General features: G+C 62.4%; 1 protein-coding gene. It reads right to left on the bottom strand.

From position 1 onward, the window contains the following. Positions 1–836: immunoglobulin-like domain-containing protein (locus tag ABI582_RS28645; RefSeq protein WP_442120986.1), on the bottom strand; the 836-nt coding region annotated here is incomplete at both ends.

Genomic DNA, 836 nt, shown 5'->3' with positions numbered 1-836 from the left:
GTCGGTGACGGCGGTGCTGACCGGGGTCTTGTCCAGGGTCAGTTGCTCGAACTTGCCGACATCAGTGCCGCTGACCGAGGCGATCGATTTGATCACTGGGTCATTGGCGCCCACGTAGACGTTGTCCGGAGCGGTCACGCTGATCGAACCGCTGGTGCCATTGGCCGGTACGGTGATAACGGTTTTGCCGTCGCTCAGCGTGAAGGTCAAGGCGCCGTGGTTGTTTATCGGCAGGCCATCTTTGTTGGTCAGCGTCACGGTGTAGGTGATCACGCCGCCTTCGGTGACCGACGGGGTCGCGGTCAGTTTCGCGATGACTTCGTCGGTGGTGTCGGTGACGTTGACCTTCGCCGCGTCGCCCAACTGCAGGTTCTCGAAGGTACGGCCGCCGATGTCGGCTGCCGACTTGATGCCCAGGCTGATTTCACCGGAGTCTTTGTAGACGTCGTCGCCTTGGGCCGCGTGCTCGTAGGGCGCGCTGGTCTGGCCGGCCTTGATGGTGACTTGAGCGTTGTTGCTCAAGGTCACGACCAGGTCGTTGGCCAGGGCAGTGTTGATGTGCACGGTGAAGGTCGGTTTGACGTTCTCGGCCACCGAAGTCTGGTCGGCGGTGATGGTGACCAGCACCAGGTCGCCCTGGTTGCCGGTGCCCGGAGTGCCCGAACCTGGCTCGTCGGTGACAGTGGTGCTGACCGGAGTCTTGTCCAGGGTCAGCTGCTCGAACTTGCCGACATCCGCGCCGGTGACCGACTGGATGGCCTTCACTACCGGAGCGTTAGTGCCGGTATAGACGTTGTCCGGAGCAGTGACGGTGATCGAACCGCTGGTGCCGTTGA

Origin of the sequence: Pseudomonas sp. SAS7, from assembly GCF_052112345.1 — a bacterium.
Classification (GTDB): domain Bacteria; phylum Pseudomonadota; class Gammaproteobacteria; order Pseudomonadales; family Pseudomonadaceae; genus Aquipseudomonas; species Aquipseudomonas putida_Q.
The sequence above is the reverse complement of the archived record's forward strand: the minus strand, read 5'-3'. Positions and strand labels throughout refer to the sequence as shown.